Below are 14,785 nucleotides of genomic sequence, written 5' to 3' on the forward strand. Positions count from 1 at the left end.
GAGTCGTCGGACGACCGCCCGTTTCGTCACTCGCCGGGAACGGCACCGCCGACCGCGCTGCGCGAAAAGCTCTCGGTGTGATCAGGCTACTCCTGGCCCGGGGAGAAGCGGACGGGTCAGTCGTCCGGCTGTGCCCGCCGCGCCGTCTGCTCCACCTCGTGTTCCTCCTCCTGCCCCTCCATCAGGCGGATGCCTTCGTGGGTCAGCGAGACGGTGGCGGGGGTTCGGTGCGAGGTCCACTCCACGCTGATCAGGCCGTCGTCAGCCAGATAGGAGCAAGCGGCGGAGAGGTCCTCGTCGGGCAGGCCCAGCTCGGTGCGGAGCGCCGATCCGCTGACCGCGGGGCTATTGGCCTCGACGGCCTCGTACAGGGACCGCAGGACCGCCTTCCGGTTGTTCTTGCGTTCGCTGAGTTTGGTCATGGCTTTCGCTCTCCGAGGTGTCGACGGCTGCGCGGGGACGGACACGGTGCGATCCCGCGGCACCACGGGCCCGGGTCCGCGATCCCGTGGCATCAGGGACCCCGGTCTCACCTCGCCGGCCTGTGCCTGCGCGGGGGTCGAGGGTGAGATGGAGCCGGAATCTCGGACCTCCTGGCCGGCGCCGGGCGAGAAACACCACGCATGCGGTCCTTGCCCGAGATGCCGGACGGCGGTACCGGGCGTGGCGCGTTTCCACGGGCGCCCCTCTTCTGAAGGGTATGCCGGGCAGGCACGCCCGTGCGCTCCGCGGCCGGTGGTCCGGCCGCGGAGCGCACCGGGCGACATCGCGGGCGATCGCCGCGTCGTCGATCACGGCTCGTCTCCCGTCCGGGGGACGGGAAGGCGCAGGGCGAGGAGGGCGATGTCGTCGGTGCTGCCCGGGGGCATCCGGGCGGACAGCCGGTCGCACAGGGTGTCCAGCGGCTCGTGGGCGAGGGCGAGGGCATGGCTCCGCAGTCGGGCGAGCTCGGAGCCGAGGTCGCTCCCGGGTACCTCGACCAACCCGTCGGTGTAGAGGAGGAGCGTGGATCCCGGCGGCAGGGCGCGGACGGCGCTCGGCCGACGACCGGCGACACCCAGGTGCGTCCCGAGGAGCAGTCCCTGCCCGGCTTCGAGGTACTGCGCGTTCCCGTCGGGGGTCAGCAGCAGGGGCGGCGGGTGCCCGGCACTGGTCCAGTGAAGCGTCCACGGGCCGGTGCCGGGGGCCTCGGGGCCCTCCAGCCGGGCGAGGACGAGGGTGGCCATCGGCACGCCGGTGATGGCCTGCATGGCGTCGTCGAGCCGGTCCACGACGGCACCCGTCGGCCCGGCGCGGTCCCAGGCGAGGGCACGAAGGATCCCCTGCAACTGTGCCATGCCGGCCGCCGCGGTCAGATCGTGACCGAGGACGTCGCCGATGACCAGTGCGAGCGTGCCGTCCCTCAAGGTGAACGCGTCGTACCAGTCACCACCGACCTGCGAGCCGGCCGGAGCGGGCTGGTACCTGGCGGCCAGCTGCACCCGCCCGTGCCGGGGCAGCGGGGGAAGGAGGTTGCGTTGCATGGCCTCGGCGACAGCGCGCTGGCGGCCGAACCGGCGGGCGTTGTCGATGACCGGGCCGACCCGGCGGCCGATGTCGCCCACCACGTCCAGGTCGCCGCCGTCGAAGGGGCGCGCCGGGTCGGTGCGCACCAGGGTGAGGGCGCCGGTGACATGCCCTCGGGTGCCCAGGGGCACGGTGATGACGGATGCCGCGCCGGTCGCCCGGAGAAAGGCGGTGTGGACGGCGGCCAGGGGGGAGTCCGGCGGTACGTCCACGCACGTCCGGTCCTGCAGGACGGGGTCGCCCCCGCTCAGCACCTGCACCAGGGGCGAGCGGGCCCCTTCCCCGGCCGGCGGAAGGTGACCGCGCCAGTCCTCCTGACCGGCGTCACGGCCCTCGGGGCCGGTCACCGCCACCCGGTACACCTGGCGGGAGCCGACCCGCAGGTCCACCGCCGCCCAGTCGGCGAGACGGGGAACCAGGAGCCGGCTCAACCGGGCGAGGGCCTCGTCCACCTCCAGGGTCTGCCCGAGCACGTCGGTGATCTCCGCAACGAGCGTCAGCCGCTCGGTGAGGTCCTCCAGAGCACTCGTACGGTCGGCTCGCTCCGCTCGTTCGCGCCGTTCCGCCCGCTCTGCACGTTCCGCGCGTTCCCGACCGCCTCGCCGCTCCTTCCCGGCTTCGACGACCAGTACGACCATGCCCGAGGGGAGGCCACCGTCCGTCAGAGGCGTGGCCGACCAGGAGATCGGGATCAGCCGTCCATCACCTAGCAGGTACCTGTCGTCGTCCCCGTACGCCGCACGCCCTTCGGCCAGTGCCCGCAGCAGCGGGCAGCGCTCGCGCGGGATCAGGGCGCCTCCCGGGTCCCGGTGGCACAGGTCATGCAGGTCCTGGCCGTACATCGCCGCTGCCGGGCGTCCCAGCAGCCGCTCGGCGGCGGGGTTGACGACGACGATCCGCCCTGCCAGGTCCACCACGGTCACGGCCGTGCCCAGCTGCTCCACCACCCGCTGCCACAGGCCCGGGTCCGCCGCCGACACCCGACTCTCCTCCTCACCGACACGCCCCACACCTTCCACCACACCGCCCACCGCCTTACGGACACTCCGCCGCCGGGACCTGGTCCCTCCCGGGGTCACAGGAACTCCGGCGCCCCGATGATCCCGCGCGAGAGCCCCGCTGCCCGGTTGCCACGACCGCCCCGGAGGAGCGGCGTCTACTGCTGCCCGCCGGGGCCGGTGGGACGAGTCCGAGCACGGGCGGTGTCGACCAGGATCTGGCCGGCCTGCCGAAGGCTGCCGGCCCGGACCGCATCGGCCATCGCGGCCCTCGCCGCGGGCGGGGATGCGTCCGGTGGGATCACGAGCAGCGAGAAGTGGTCGCGGTCGCCACGGGTCACGAGGGGGGTGTCGTCCCCCACGACGGAGGAGTCGACGTGCACGACGCGACCGTCGACGGTGATCCGGGTCGGCAGTTCGTCCCATGCGTCGCCTTCCAGGCCGACGCGGGTGACGGGCCCGAGCCGAGCGGACCGCGCGGCGATCAGGCCGGGCAGCTCGGTGGCGGGATCCCTGGAGCGGGGCCACCACGCGCCGTCGAGGACGCCCTCGCGGTCATGGGTGGTCGCAAGCCGCAGGAACGCCGTTCCGGGGCGCAGGGACTCGTCCACGCCGTCCGCCAGGAGTCCTGCCGGGGGAGGGGGGTCGGAGACGGCCATGGACATCACCTGCCTGTCGGTTCCGGCAGGCGGCCGACCGCGGATGGCGGTGACGGAGCAGCTGCCGTAGAGGGATCACGGCCTCCTCGTGGCTCTCGCTCCCACGCTACTCCCGCACTGCCGCGTCACAGTCGACGGCAGGGGCTCGGTTGCCTGAGCAGCGTCCACAGTGCCCCCACCGCCCCGGCCGGCGGGACGGACTCGGGAGGCCGACGACCGCGTCTCCTGCCGGACCGGATCCGCGAGGGTCCATCCGGTCCGAGCTCGCCCGAACGATCCGGGGGCGACGGCAGGCCGAGGCATCTGACACGAACTGCGGCTCTGCGTACGTGACTTCACGCGGCAGGGCTGATCCCCCGCCAAGTCCGTCGCGGTGGCCCCTTACGATGAGACAACAAACAACCCCAGGTCGCTGACCTGGGGTTTCTCTCTGGAGCGGGTGACGAGAATCGAACTCGCGCTCCCAGCTTGGGAAGCGACGGCGCTTGGGTGGGCGAATGGCCGCTGACCTGCGCGGATTCGTCGTGTCGGCACCGCTGCGCGCTTGCTCGCACCGCTGTTGACCGTGGTTGTCCGTTCCTACGGGCACGCTCTGGGCACGAGGGCCACCATCTGTCGAGCTGTACGGCGCGCGGCGCTTCACGCCGACCGGCGGGCATGGCTTGCCGGACTGATCTGGAGTTTCCGTTGTGATGGCACATCTGACGTTCGGATGTGGCGCCGTCAATGTTGGCGACATACTCTTCCATGTACATCACCAACATTGCGTAGGAGATGCTCGTATGTCTGTGACCCAGATCGACATCGATGATGACGCCCTGGAGCGTGCCATGGCTCTGGCCAAGGTCAGGACCAAGAAGGAGGCGGTCAACCTGGCTCTGCACTTCTACGCCGAACAGCAGGAGCGTGCGGCGCGCATCAGCCGTCACTTCGAGCGTGCGCGTGAGTGGGGTGCCGTCGAGGACGCCGAGCGCCTGCACCGGGCGGAGAAGCACAGCCGGTGATCTACTTGCTCGACACCTCCGGCCTGGTCCGGCTGCTGCGCGAACCAAAACTGCAGTCGGCCTGGTACGACGCGATCGACGCCGGTGTCATCGCATCCTGCTACGTGCAGCGAACCGAGTTCCTGTACAGCGCCCGGAACGGCCGTGAGTACGACGAGATCGCGGAGATGTTCACCGACCTCTATCCCGACGTGTCGGTGCCGAAGAACGCGGGGCGTTGGATCAGCGCGGTGCAACGCCGTATGGCCCAGGCCGGGGAGCATCGCAGCGCCTCGGCGGTGGACCTCGTCATCGCCGCCACCGCCGCCCACCACGGCCTGGCTGTCCTCCACGACGATGCCGACTACCGGGCCATCGCCCGGCACGCAACCGATCTGCTCGAGCACAATGTCCACGACATCACCTGAGGTGCTTTCCCCCACAGGTTGTGGACGGGAACTTGCGAAGGTCGGCCATCGGGGCCTGAAGCGTCACTTGACGTGTATGACGTGCCTGGCAATACGCCAGCCGTCATCGGTGCGCCGCAGTTCGTCCTCGTAGACGGCGCTGATGACGGCGCCGCCGTCCACGACGCCCAAGCCCTTGGACCGGACACGGACCTTGTCGCCCGAACCCTCCGACACGACGACGTTCGTCGTGTGGTGAGCTCGCGCGTGCCCGTCGGCGCTCAGGACGGAGGCGATCGCGTCCAGCCCGACGACCGGGTGGAAGCCGAAGGCGCCTGCGTCCCGTACGGCGTCTTCGGTGAGAACCTCGCCGAGGCGGCTCAGCTCGTGGTCGTCCATGAGGTGGCCCCACAGAGCCAGGGCTCTCGCTCTCTTGACTGTGTCTTCGAACGTGGGTTTCACCGTCGGTCCTCACATGGTCAGGAGCGGCTGGGGGCGGTGTCGCTCAGACGCCGCTGAGCAGGGCCAGAACCTCGTCGTAGGTGCCGCTTGCCGCCGCGTCGCGGACGAACTTCGCTCGCTCCACGACGAGTTCCTTGCCATCGGGGTCCGCGGACAGGAGAGCCAGGCTTTCGTCGAGGAACTACTACAGCGGCATGGCCTGCTCGCTGTCCTGCTGGCCGAACAGAGCCGTGCGCACGCCCGGCGGGGCCACTTCGATCACCTGCACGCCCGAGCCGGCGAGCTGCACGCGCAGGCTGTCACTGAAGGCGTCTCTTGACAACAAACAAACCCCAGGTCGCTGACCTGGGGTTTCTCTCTGGAGCGGGTGACGAGAATCGAACTCGCGCTCTCAGCTTGGGAAGCTGATGTTCTACCATTAAACTACACCCGCGTAAGTACGGACAAAGGACTCTTTTCGGAGTCGATGTCCGGACGCTCGCTCACTTTACATCATCGCGGAGCCGAGGCGCTCGGACCGCAGAGGTTTGAGTCTGTCTCAGGGTGGCATCCGACTGCGGACGCGGTGAGTTGGGGCGTACCGTGGAGGCCTGGGAGAGGGTCCGGGCAGGGTCGGAGTGCCGCCTGGAGAGTCGTCTCTTTGATCCCGTAATGTGGCTTTTGTCGTCGGGGAGGTCAGCCCGACGAGCCTCTTGGGGAAGGGACTTAAGGGACTTGATGGAACGCACCGTCGTCCGTTGTGCGGACGGGCACGTCTTCAGCACCGCTTCGTTCCCGATGCAGAAGGCCGAGCGGCTCGGCCCCGGCCGGCTCATGAGGTGTCCCCGGTGCGCCCGGCTCCGCAGCGTGGTGCCGGTCGCCCTGGAGAAGCAGGGATGAGAAGCGAGAGGCACGAGGAGAGCGGCAGCAGCGGACCGCCTGTAGTCGCGCGGTAACACCGGGCGCGCGGAGTCGTCACGATTGTCACGGCTCCGCGCGCCTTGCGTATCCTCGCTACGTGCTTCTCTCAGACAAGGACATCCGGGCCGAGATCGACGCCGGGCGGGTACGGATCGATCCCTATGACGAAACCATGGTGCAGCCGTCGAGCATCGACGTGCGGCTGGACCGGTACTTCCGGGTGTTCGAGAACCACCGGTACCCGCACATCGACCCCTCGGTCGAGCAGACCGACCTGACCCGGCTGGTCGAGCCGGAGGGGGACGAGCCGTTCATCCTCCACCCCGGGGAGTTCGTGCTCGCCTCGACGTACGAGGTCATCACGCTGCCCGACGACCTCGCCTCGCGCCTCGAGGGCAAGTCCTCGCTGGGCCGACTGGGCCTCGTCACGCACTCCACCGCCGGCTTCATCGACCCCGGCTTCAGCGGGCACGTCACCCTCGAACTGTCCAACCTCGCCACGCTGCCGATCAAGCTGTGGCCGGGAATGAAGATCGGCCAGCTGTGCATGTTCCGGCTGTCGTCGCCCGCCGAATTCCCGTACGGCAGCGAGCGCTACGGCTCCCGGTACCAGGGGCAGCGCGGACCGACCGCCTCGCGGTCCTACGTCAATTTCCACCGGACCCAGGTGTGAGGGCTGAAGCAGCATGAGTGACGTGCGGGAGAACCTGACCTACGAGCGGTTCGGCGGCGCCGTCCGCGAGCTGGCCCAGACCATCGCCGACGACGGCTACGAGCCGGACATCGTGCTCAGCATCGCCCGGGGCGGGGTGTTCGTCGCGGGAGGGCTCGCCTACGCCCTCGACTGCAAGAACATCCACCTCGTGAACGTGGAGTTCTACACCGGGGTGGGGACGACCCTGGAGATGCCGGTCATGCTGGCGCCGGTCCCCAACGTGATCGACTTCTCCGACAAGAAGGTCCTCATCACCGACGACGTCGCCGACACCGGCAAGACGCTCAAGCTGGTGCGCGACTTCTGCCTCGACACGGTCGCCGAGGTGCGCTCCGCGGTGATCTATGAGAAGTCCCACTCCCTCGTGAAGTGCGAGTATGTCTGGAAGCGGACGGACGACTGGATCAACTTCCCGTGGAGTGTCTTGCCTCCAGTACATAAGTCTGGCGAGGCGCCGAAGGAGAACAAGGAAGCGCTCTGACCTGCTGTTCTCTTGCCTCGGCCGAGAGTCCTCAGACCTCGTTTGCTTGCTGATTTGAGCGAACGAGGTCTGAGGACATCTGTCTTGGCGGTGATCACGGCAAGGGCGTCTTGGAGTCGGCGGACGGCATCCTCCGCCTCCGTGTAATCCTCAGGACTGGGGAGGACGGTGCCGAAGGTGCCGCCACGGTCGGCTGGCAGGGCACGCCAGCGCAGGACCGGTTCGAGCGCGTTGAGAGCGCCGGAGAAAAACCAGGCCAGACGGCCGTGAGTACGCGCCAGGGAGATGGCCAGGACGGCGAGAGTTTCCCGCAGGTGTTCGAGCCGCTTGATCTGCGGCAAGGCCTCTTGGACGTCCGACGGGCCGACAACGTCGCGCAGGCCGGCCTCGGTTTCAAGGGCGAGTGCGTGGTCGCTCGGCTCCAGTTTCCACACCTGGTTCTGGACGATCTACGGACGCCGACTCCGTCACACCCGCCGGAGAGGCATCGAGACCTCCGGCTTGGCGCGAGCCGTGCCGCCAACACGCTGGTGGCGTGCACCGGCGTCCGGCAGACCCAACCGGGGCCGGCGCGACCAGGCGCCCGATGAAACTCTGCAAGGCCAACACGCTTTCCAAGTCTGTTGGTGGGCCTCGATGCCTGGTACAGGGTCGTTCACCTGCGTTCATGGACGGCTGGGACCCCGTGTGGTCTCTACTGACGGACCCCTCTGAACGGCGGTGGCCGTCGGTGAATGAGACGGAAACTGAGACGAAGGCGACGGCTCCTCGACGCCAACACCGCCTCGGGAGCGCGGTTGGGGATCTGGATTGCCAGGGTGAGCTACCTCGGGGCGTGCTGAGTACCACCCGCCCGGTGGGACCAGTAGACCGACCGCCCCACCGGTGTAGGGCTCATGACTCCAGACCCAGCACGGCCGCGATCGCCTCCGGAGACAAATTCTGCTCGATCAAGGTGATCACGAGGCTTCCGTAGACGTCGACGTAGTTGAGGCACTGGTCGTGACCCATGGGAACGACCTCGCACACCTGCTGCATGGCCTCGGTGATTTCTTGGGCGGACAGTGCCGGAGCCGCCTCTGGCCCTTCGTCGGCCATTGCCGGGGCGGCCAAACCGCCGGCCATCACGGCCCCGGCAAATGCTGCAGCGATCATCGTGTACTTCATGTCAGGGACCCTCTCTAAAGCAGTGCTCGTCACGGGTCATGCCGCCCGAGCGCTCGCTGCCCGGAACACCACTGTTCCCTGACTGACTAGGTCCCTGCCTGCGAAGATATGAAGGATCACCCATATTTCGCATCAGGTTGACCCTCCCAGTTCTCGGGGTGCGGCATCCCTTCGAGCAGGCGCCGCCCCTTGTCGAGCGCTACCTCGACCTGACGGCGGTCCCCGATCCCGCGCCCACGCCTCAGCTCCCATCCCGTACGCCGTCGACCCACACACCGTGGAGCGGGCGTGGTTCCTGGCGTCCAGGTGGAGCGCGCCACTGTACGAACGACCTGGACGCCAGGGGCCGCGTCTGCTCGGCTCTGCCTGGGTCGATGGTGTACGGGATGGGAGTGCCCCGCGCACGCCCCTACGGACCCGCAGCCGGGAACGGCGCCCCCTCCATCCCGGTGCCGGCCGATCCCCCGCCGGAGGCCTTGTCCTGACCGTGGCTTGCCGTCCAGGTCTCGACTCGGGGCCGTAGCTCGCTGCGGCCCCAGGGGCCGGCCCCCTGCGCCGTAGGCGTGTGGGGGGCCGGGCCCAGGGGCCAGCCCGCGCCTCGCGCGGGCACTTGACCTGCTCACCGACGCCATCCACGCCGCAGCCGCCCGCGTCGCCGTCGACATCGCCCCGGCCGGAGACCAACCCGCCCGCACCCTTGCCTGGGGCATGTACGCCCGATCCGCGCCTTCGGCGACGGCTCCGACATCACCGAACAGGCGGTCGCCTCCTACGTCGCCAAGTACGCCACCAAAGCCGCCGAGATCTCCGGTGCCGCCGACGCCCCGGTCCACTGCCGCACCTGCCGGGGCTCCGGCCGCTCAGCCGTGTACGACCGCGCTGGCTCGGCTCTCAGCCGCTGCACCGGCTGCCACGGCACCGGCCTGGGCGAAGACCTCACCCGCCTGGAGATCTCCGAACACGCCCGGCGCCTGATGGCCGCGTGCATCGACCTCCAGGCCCTCTACCCCGAACGCCACCTGGCCCGCTGGGCCCACATGCTCGGCTTCCGCGGCCACTTCTCCACCAAAACCCGCCGCTACTCCACCACCCTCGGCGCCCTCCGCCAGGTCCGCGCCGACTACCGCGCCGCCCAGCAACGCGCCGCCCTCGGCCTTCCCGACCCCGACGACGAGACGGAGGCGACCACGCTCACCCTCGCCCACTGGGCCTACGCCGGCCACGGCCACACCCCCGGTGAGTCCTGGCTCGCCGCCAACATCCGCCGCGACATCCAGCACAACCGCGAGATCGCCCGTGAGGAGCTGGCAGGAGGTGCGCTCGATGAGCACGAACGTTAAGCAGCGGCAGTCCCGTAAGGACGCGGCGGAGCAGAAGGTCATGACGACTGAGGAGTGGCTGCAGATGCACCTCCGCCGGGCTCCCGAGCGGGACGAGGAGTGGGTACGCCGGGCGCTCGTCCTGCAGGGGCGGGCCTGATCGTCAGTGCCAAACGGGCTCGATCAAGCTCGGGTCGAACTTGCGGCTTCCCCGGCCTGCCGGATGAATGATCACGGCCGACAGGCTGTGCAGCACGATCTCCTGCTGCCGCTCGATCGGTAGCCCGAAGAACTCCTCAGCCGTTAGGTTTGCCGTCTCGCCCTTGGCCTCCGCCTGCTTCTGTTCCTTGTAGAACCGGGCTCGCTCCAACTTCAGTTCGTCGCGCGCCCGTTCCTTGGCCGGCAAGAGCTGCAAGAGGGTGGCCACGGTGATCTGCTTCGTCCGCTCGGCCTCGACCAGCTGGGCGATGTCGTCGTTCACCTGCTCCAACTCGGTCTCCTTGGGCCATCGCTGGTCAACAGGGACACCTGTTACCGAGGCGCGCGCCCTCTGCTCCTCCAACACGAGTTGGGCTATCAGCCGGTCGACGGGCTCGCCGGTACGGCCGACCTTGCCGCAGCCACCGTTCACTACAGAGCACTGATAGGTGAATCGCGCGGCCTTCGACTCCGGCTTCCAGCGGGGATTGACCTGACCTCGGATCTTGGTCTTGCACAGACCACAGCGTGCGATCCCTGACAGCAGGTACTTACGGGCGAGCGACTTGCCGGGATGCTTCTGCTTCCGCTCGGCGACCGCTGCGCACACTGCCTCCCACTCTTCGAGCGTGTTGATCGGCTCCCACTCGCCCATGACGGGCTGGCCGTCAATGCCGTAGAGGATCTCGCCGTGGTAGGTCCGGTAGCCGACCAGCCTGGGGCTTGTCAGGATGTGCTCGACGTGGTGGTGGGCCATGCGCTTGGTGCCCGCTCGGGGATTGCCCAGGCCCTGCTCCTGCCACCTTGTACGGATGGTGCCGATACGGACACCGGCGAGGATCTCGCGTTGTGCCTCACGGATCGCCTTGGCCGCCTCCGGGTCGACCTTGGTCCGGTCGGCCTTTCGCCATCCGTACGGTGCCGGCCCACCGCTGTCCTTCCCCTGCTGGGCCAACTCCAGGTGCTTGCGCGTGATGCGGCGCGAGGCATCGTGCGACGACTTGTTGGCGAACGCGACCATGATGCGCGCCATGGTGCGGCCGTCCGGCGTCCCCACGTTGATGTCGTTCGTGACGGTGGCGAACTCCAGCCGCGGGCGCTCGTCGAAGATCTCGATGAGGCGCTCAAGGTCCCTCGGCTGCCGGGCGAGCCGGTCCAGGTCGTAGGCCACGATGCCGTCGATCAGGCCGGCGCGGAGATCCTTCAACATCAGCTCGAACTCGTCGCGGACGACATTGCGCTTGAACGCGGACACGTCGTTGTCCTCGTAGACCTTCACGGCCTGCCACGACCGTAGGTCCGCCAGGCGCTCGCAGTCTTGCTGCTGCCGGGCGACACCGAGGGTATCGCCTTCGTCGTCCCGCGAGATGCGGGTGTAGATCCCCACCCTGCGTGCCAAGATCGGGCCTCCCCTGCCTCCGAAGCAGGGCTCAGGCTACTACCATCATTGAGTCAAGTCAGCCTCGAGCGTCGAGCCGCCGGTGGTGCGACGCGCCGGGCAGGTCCTCGACGCCTGAGAACCGACGCCGGAGAACTCCGGACACGTGAAAGGGCCCCCGGCTGTACCGCCGGGGGCCCTTTCCTGCGAGCGAACCGTCAGAACGTACCCAGCTTCACGATCGACAGCAGCGCGACGAGCTGGATCGCCGACGCGCCCAGCGCCTTCGGCCAGGGCAGGTCGTGCGAGCGGGAGACCATCAGGGTCAGCAGCGCGCCCGCGCCGATCCAGGTGGCCCAGCCCAGCAGCTGGACGAAACCGGCGTCGCCGCCGAAGAACATGGCGAAGACCAGCCGGGGCGTGTCCGTCAGCGCCGTGATCAGCATGGACAGGCCCACCGTGGGCTGCCAGGCGCCGTCACCGCCGAGCTGGCGGGCCAGGGTGTGGGTGACCACGCCCAGGATGAACAGGCCCAGCACCATCACGATCGCGGTGATCAGCACGATCGGGACCGCGTTGGAGAGCGTGGCGTTGATCGCGTCCGCGCGGGCGCCGTCGAAGCCGAAGACGGCGAGCAGGCCGTAGAGGAAGGTGACGATCACCGCGGGGACCCACATGGTGTAGTCCCGCATGCGCAGGAAGGTCCGGTCGGGGGAGAAGATGATCCCCTTCAGCAGTTCCTTCCAGTGCAGGGGCGGGCCCAGCGGGGCCGCGGGCGCGGCGGCGGAGCCGGCCTGGTAGGTCGAGCCCTGGGTGTAACCGGCGGCCTCGTCGACCGAGAAGGCCTGGGTGTGGCCCGGGTTGTTCGCCGCGTACGGGTCGTGGCCCCGGCCCCCGCCCGGGTAGCCGCCGTCGTCGCCGAAGTACTCCGGTCCGTCGTCGGCCGGGCCCGGGTAGCCGTAGGGCTGCCCCTGCTGCGGGTAGGGCGGCTGCGGCGCCGACGGGTTGCCGTACGACGGCCCCGGGTGCTGCCCGTGTCGCTGCCCCTGCTGCCCGCGCGACGGTCCCTGCTGTCCGTACGACGGTGCCGGCCGGCCGTACGGTCCCTGCGGCGCCTGCTGTCCCTGGGGGGCACGGTCGTTCCGACCCCCGCGTCCGTTCCTGAATCCAGCCACGTCATCGAACGTACCTGGTCCCGGAGAGCGGTGTGCCGGGCCCGGCGGTCCGGGCCCGGCTTTGCGGCCGACCTGTGACATCCCCTAAGGGACCGTCAGCCGCCGGACCGGGGGTTCCTCGGGGAATCCCCCGGGTTTGCGGTGGCTCAGTCCGCGAAGAGGGCGCCGAGCTGCGGGGTGCCCGTGGTGGAGACGCCCACCGTGCTCGGGCCGAAGGCACGCGAGCCGCTCGTGGTGATCTCCGAGCCGTTGGACGGCAGGTAGGTGATCGCGCCGTCGGCGCTGTTCTCGTACGAGCCGACGACCAGGTCCGCCTTGCCGTCACCGGTGACGTCGTCGAGCTTGACGTCGGCGCCGAACAGGTCGCTCTTCTCGCTGCTGCCCGGGACGCCCGCGGTGTTCTGCTCGAAGGACTGGGCACCGGAGGCCGTGTTCACGCCGGACGCGGAGCCGTACAGCACGGTGACCATGCCGGTGTTGGTGACACCGTCGATGTCCTCGTCGGGGCTGCTGACGACGAGGTCCTGGTAGCCGTCGCCGTTGATGTCACCGAGGTCCAGGTCCCAGCCGAAGGAGTCGCCCTTCTCCGAGGTGCCGGGCACGCTGCCGGTGTTCTGGCTGATGCCGGCCGTGGAGGCCGGGCCGGACGCCGAGCCGTAGGTGACGTTCACCCGGCCGCCGTCGGAGGAGTCCGGGACGGGGGTGCCGTCGGAGGCGGTCTCGGCGTCCCAGCCGGCACCGCTGACGATGTCGCCGAAGCCGTCGCCGTTGATGTCGCCGATGGCGGTCACGATGCCGGGCTTGAGGGCCTTGGCGGTCGAACCGCTCAGGCCGCTGGAGCTGCCGGGCAGCCAGTAGTTGGTGTTCCAGCCGTACTTCGTCTGGGTCTCGTAGCCGTCGACCACCAGGTCGGTGCGGCCGTCGCCGTTGACGTCGCCGGCGGTCAGGCTCATCGGGCCGAAGGGGTCGTCGTTGGTGCCGGACACGATGGGCGGCTTGACGGTGGTGCGGCTGCCGTAGGAGCCCGTGGTGGTGAAGCCGCCCTTGTAGAGGTAGAGGGTGCTGGAGGAGCTGCCGACGACCAGGTCGGCCCTGCCGTCGCCGTCGAAGTCGCCGGCGGCCAGGTCCTTGCCCCAGAAGTCGTGGGAGGAGGCGGCCGGGTCGGGCACGTTGATGCCCTTGCCGGTGAGGCCGCTCTTGGAGCCCCAGAAGATGGCGAGGCCGCCGCCGTTGGTGTCGGTGCCGACCTTCTCGTCAGGGGCGCCGACGGCGAGGTCGTCGTAGCCGTCGCCGTTGAAGTCGGCGTAGGCGGTCTCGGCGCCGAAGAAGTCACCGGCCTCCGCGGTGCCGGGGGCGCCCGAGGTGTTCTGGCTGATGGTGGTGCGCTCGGTGGAGGTCACGCCGGAGGCGGACCCGTACAGGACGACGACCTGGCCGGCGTTCTTCTGGCCGTTGACGTACGCGCCGGCCGCCGAGGTGGCGACGTCGCCGATGCCGTCGCCGTTGAAGTCGGCCTTCGCGACCTTGAAGGAGTCGGCGGCCGAGGCGGGTGAGGCGGCGAACGTGAGCAGACCGCCCGTCAGCGCGGCCGCGGCGGCCGTCGCGAGGGCGAGTCGCGTGTGCGTGTGCATGCGATCTCCTGCGGCATGCGGGGGATGCCTGGCCGGCATCCACAATCGATGAGGTGCGGACCGCCCGTGTTCGTCGCGAGTTGTCCCACGGTTCACCGGGAGGTCGGCGATCAGGAGACCTGCGGGGGTGCTCAAGGGTTGTACGTGAGACCCGTAAATCTGTGAGACGGGTGTGACGGCGGTCGGGTTCCGTGGCGGGCGTTGCCGTCGTCAGCGAACTCCGTAGGCCAGGATGGTGTCATGAGCGTAGTGAAGATCAACGTGCTGACCGTGCCGGCCGAACAGCGGGAGGAGCTGGAGAAGCGGTTCGCCTCGCGGGCCCACGCCGTGGAGAACTCCGACGGCTTCGAGTGGTTCGAGCTGCTGCGCCCCGTCGAGGGCACCGACACCTACCTCGTGTACACGCGCTGGCGTGACGAGGAGTCGTTCAAGGCGTGGATGGAGGGGCCGATGAAGGCCGCGCACCAGGGCGGCGGAGAGGGCGCCGAGCGACCCCGCCCCGCTGCCTCCGGTTCGACGCTGTGGTCCTTCGAGGTGGTGCAGCAGGCGGGCCCGAAGGGGGCGTGACGCCGTCACGGGGAGGGGGCTGCCGGCAGATGTGTTCCACCCGTGGCGGGTCGACCGAGCGCGGAGGTCCGAGGGAAGACCCCCGCGGGCCGGCCTCCCTGGAACGAATCTGCCATCAGGCCACTCCGCCCCGCCCACGACCGGCGAGCGGCACGGCACCGGTCCCGTGACCCGACGGC

The 14,785-nt window shown here is 69.4% G+C and carries 16 protein-coding genes, 1 tRNA gene and 1 pseudogene; 8 read left to right on the top strand and 10 right to left on the bottom strand.

Annotated features, from left to right (window positions below):
• Positions 1-116 precede the first annotated feature (116 nt).
• The 3 genes from ACIHEJ_RS35520 to ACIHEJ_RS35530 form a co-directional block, all read right to left on the bottom strand.
• Positions 117-422 (bottom strand): hypothetical protein, encoded by a 306-nt coding sequence (locus tag ACIHEJ_RS35520; protein WP_400141731.1) that lies wholly within the window; start codon positions 420-422, stop codon positions 117-119.
• Positions 423-791: 369 nt separating this feature from the next.
• Positions 792-2,546 carry a SpoIIE family protein phosphatase gene (locus tag ACIHEJ_RS35525; RefSeq protein ID WP_400141732.1) on the bottom strand — a complete coding sequence of 585 codons (1,755 nt, stop codon included), beginning with the start codon at positions 2,544-2,546 and terminating at the stop codon, positions 792-794.
• 176 nt (positions 2,547-2,722) lie between these two features.
• A complete protein-coding gene (locus tag ACIHEJ_RS35530) occupies positions 2,723-3,223 on the bottom strand; it encodes a DUF5994 family protein (protein WP_400141733.1) in 501 nt (166 codons plus the stop codon).
• Positions 3,224-4,005: 782 nt separating this feature from the next.
• Between ACIHEJ_RS35530 and ACIHEJ_RS35535 the strand changes: the two genes are divergently transcribed.
• Both ACIHEJ_RS35535 and ACIHEJ_RS35540 read left to right on the top strand, forming a co-directional pair.
• Positions 4,006-4,227: a type II toxin-antitoxin system VapB family antitoxin gene (locus ACIHEJ_RS35535; RefSeq protein WP_180989643.1), complete on the top strand. Its 222-nt coding sequence runs from the start codon at positions 4,006-4,008 to the stop codon at positions 4,225-4,227.
• Positions 4,224-4,634 carry a PIN domain-containing protein gene (locus tag ACIHEJ_RS35540; RefSeq protein ID WP_400141734.1) on the top strand — a complete coding sequence of 137 codons (411 nt, stop codon included), beginning with the start codon at positions 4,224-4,226 and terminating at the stop codon, positions 4,632-4,634. Before ACIHEJ_RS35535 ends, ACIHEJ_RS35540 begins: the two co-directional genes overlap by 4 nt.
• Positions 4,635-4,697: 63 nt before the next feature.
• Here ACIHEJ_RS35540 and ACIHEJ_RS35545 read toward each other — a convergent pair whose 3' ends face one another.
• The 3 genes from ACIHEJ_RS35545 to ACIHEJ_RS35555 form a co-directional block, all read right to left on the bottom strand.
• A complete protein-coding gene (locus ACIHEJ_RS35545; protein WP_400141735.1) occupies positions 4,698-5,075 on the bottom strand; it encodes a nuclear transport factor 2 family protein in 378 nt (125 codons plus the stop codon).
• Positions 5,076-5,259: 184 nt separating this feature from the next.
• On the bottom strand, positions 5,260-5,397 hold the full coding sequence (locus ACIHEJ_RS35550) for a hypothetical protein (protein ID WP_400141736.1): 138 nt from the start codon (positions 5,395-5,397) through the stop codon (positions 5,260-5,262).
• A 37-nt stretch (positions 5,398-5,434) separates the two neighbouring features.
• A tRNA-Gly gene (locus tag ACIHEJ_RS35555) sits at positions 5,435-5,508 on the bottom strand.
• 284 nt (positions 5,509-5,792) lie between these two features.
• Between ACIHEJ_RS35555 and ACIHEJ_RS35560 the strand changes: the two genes are divergently transcribed.
• The 3 genes from ACIHEJ_RS35560 to ACIHEJ_RS35570 all read left to right on the top strand — a co-directional run bounded on the left by ACIHEJ_RS35560 (position 5,793) and on the right by ACIHEJ_RS35570 (position 7,171).
• Positions 5,793-5,954 carry a hypothetical protein gene (locus tag ACIHEJ_RS35560; RefSeq protein WP_366011812.1) on the top strand — a complete coding sequence of 54 codons (162 nt, stop codon included), beginning with the start codon at positions 5,793-5,795 and terminating at the stop codon, positions 5,952-5,954.
• A 118-nt stretch (positions 5,955-6,072) separates the two neighbouring features.
• Positions 6,073-6,648 (top strand): dCTP deaminase, encoded by a 576-nt coding sequence (gene dcd / locus ACIHEJ_RS35565; protein ID WP_400141737.1) that lies wholly within the window; start codon positions 6,073-6,075, stop codon positions 6,646-6,648.
• 13 nt (positions 6,649-6,661) lie between these two features.
• On the top strand, positions 6,662-7,171 hold the full coding sequence (locus ACIHEJ_RS35570; RefSeq protein WP_400141738.1) for a phosphoribosyltransferase: 510 nt from the start codon (positions 6,662-6,664) through the stop codon (positions 7,169-7,171).
• Positions 7,172-8,065: 894 nt separating this feature from the next.
• On the opposite strand, the gene ACIHEJ_RS35575 is transcribed toward ACIHEJ_RS35570, so the two are convergent.
• Positions 8,066-8,338, bottom strand: a complete 273-nt coding sequence (locus tag ACIHEJ_RS35575; protein ID WP_400141739.1) for a saposin domain-containing protein — start codon at positions 8,336-8,338, stop codon at positions 8,066-8,068.
• 567 nt (positions 8,339-8,905) lie between these two features.
• Here ACIHEJ_RS35575 and ACIHEJ_RS35580 point away from each other — a divergent pair.
• Positions 8,906-9,678, top strand: a pseudogene (locus ACIHEJ_RS35580) (replication initiator); the annotation flags it as partial.
• Complete coding sequence (locus ACIHEJ_RS35585) at positions 9,662-9,817, top strand: hypothetical protein (RefSeq protein ID WP_400141740.1); 156 nt, start codon at positions 9,662-9,664, stop codon at positions 9,815-9,817. The pseudogene ACIHEJ_RS35580 and the gene ACIHEJ_RS35585, both read left to right, overlap by 17 nt.
• 3 nt (positions 9,818-9,820) lie before the next feature.
• Here the strand turns inward: ACIHEJ_RS35585 and ACIHEJ_RS35590 are convergent, their stop codons facing one another.
• The 3 genes from ACIHEJ_RS35590 to ACIHEJ_RS35600 all read right to left on the bottom strand — a co-directional run bounded on the left by ACIHEJ_RS35590 (position 9,821) and on the right by ACIHEJ_RS35600 (position 14,039).
• A complete protein-coding gene (locus tag ACIHEJ_RS35590) occupies positions 9,821-11,242 on the bottom strand; it encodes a recombinase family protein (RefSeq protein WP_400141741.1) in 1,422 nt (473 codons plus the stop codon).
• A 209-nt stretch (positions 11,243-11,451) separates the two neighbouring features.
• Positions 11,452-12,489: a YIP1 family protein gene (locus ACIHEJ_RS35595; RefSeq protein WP_400141742.1), complete on the bottom strand. Its 1,038-nt coding sequence runs from the start codon at positions 12,487-12,489 to the stop codon at positions 11,452-11,454.
• Between the two features lie 65 nt (positions 12,490-12,554).
• Positions 12,555-14,039 (bottom strand): FG-GAP and VCBS repeat-containing protein, encoded by a 1,485-nt coding sequence (locus ACIHEJ_RS35600; RefSeq protein ID WP_400141743.1) that lies wholly within the window; start codon positions 14,037-14,039, stop codon positions 12,555-12,557.
• 240 nt (positions 14,040-14,279) lie between these two features.
• Between ACIHEJ_RS35600 and ACIHEJ_RS35605 the strand changes: the two genes are divergently transcribed.
• Entirely contained in the window at positions 14,280-14,606 is a 327-nt protein-coding gene (locus tag ACIHEJ_RS35605) for an antibiotic biosynthesis monooxygenase family protein (RefSeq protein WP_400141744.1), read from the top strand.
• The last annotated feature ends 179 nt before the right edge of the window (positions 14,607-14,785 follow it).

The organism is Streptomyces sp. NPDC052301 (genome assembly GCF_044593395.1).
GTDB lineage: Bacteria > Actinomycetota > Actinomycetes > Streptomycetales > Streptomycetaceae > Streptomyces.

Coding starts and splice junctions, on each gene's coding strand:
- ACIHEJ_RS35585 (WP_400141740.1), top strand. CDS start 9,662: ATGAGCACGAACGTTAAGCAGCGGCAGTCCCGTAAGGACGCGGCGGAG.
- ACIHEJ_RS35570 (WP_400141738.1), top strand. CDS start 6,662: ATGAGTGACGTGCGGGAGAACCTGACCTACGAGCGGTTCGGCGGCGCC.
- ACIHEJ_RS35520 (WP_400141731.1), bottom strand. CDS start 422: ATGACCAAACTCAGCGAACGCAAGAACAACCGGAAGGCGGTCCTGCGG.
- ACIHEJ_RS35575 (WP_400141739.1), bottom strand. CDS start 8,338: ATGAAGTACACGATGATCGCTGCAGCATTTGCCGGGGCCGTGATGGCC.
- ACIHEJ_RS35530 (WP_400141733.1), bottom strand. CDS start 3,223: ATGGCCGTCTCCGACCCCCCTCCCCCGGCAGGACTCCTGGCGGACGGC.
- ACIHEJ_RS35535 (WP_180989643.1), top strand. CDS start 4,006: ATGTCTGTGACCCAGATCGACATCGATGATGACGCCCTGGAGCGTGCC.
- ACIHEJ_RS35605 (WP_400141744.1), top strand. CDS start 14,280: ATGAGCGTAGTGAAGATCAACGTGCTGACCGTGCCGGCCGAACAGCGG.
- ACIHEJ_RS35560 (WP_366011812.1), top strand. CDS start 5,793: ATGGAACGCACCGTCGTCCGTTGTGCGGACGGGCACGTCTTCAGCACC.
- ACIHEJ_RS35595 (WP_400141742.1), bottom strand. CDS start 12,489: ATGTCACAGGTCGGCCGCAAAGCCGGGCCCGGACCGCCGGGCCCGGCA.
- ACIHEJ_RS35600 (WP_400141743.1), bottom strand. CDS start 14,039: ATGCACACGCACACGCGACTCGCCCTCGCGACGGCCGCCGCGGCCGCG.